This window comes from Hylemonella gracilis ATCC 19624, assembly GCF_000211835.1.
Classification (GTDB): domain Bacteria; phylum Pseudomonadota; class Gammaproteobacteria; order Burkholderiales; family Burkholderiaceae_C; genus Hylemonella; species Hylemonella gracilis.
Genome location: NZ_AEGR01000010.1, coordinates 1 through 253, shown reverse-complemented (window position 1 = coordinate 253; position 253 = coordinate 1). Strand labels below are relative to the sequence as shown.

Here is a 253-nt window from a genome sequence, read left to right as displayed (position 1 = left end):
GTTCGAGTCGAAGGTCAGGTAACCGCTGACGATCGCGTTTTGCGCGTTGGTGTCCGCCGCCAGGGTCATGGCACTGACCGTGGCCAGTGCACCCGCGGAGTCGGTCTTCATCTTGTTCACCGTCACGGCACCACCGTTCTGCACGGCCGTGTCGGAGACCATGATGTCGTTGCCGTTGGAGTTGGTCAGGATGATGGCGGTACCTGCGGAGTTCAGGCTGGCGGTCACGCCGGTCTTGGCCGCTTTGTCGTTG

The 253-nt window shown here is 62.5% G+C and carries 1 pseudogene; it reads right to left on the bottom strand.

The annotated features are described in order from the left end of the window. A pseudogene (locus tag HGR_RS17465) lies at positions 1-253 on the bottom strand (flagellin); the annotation flags it as partial.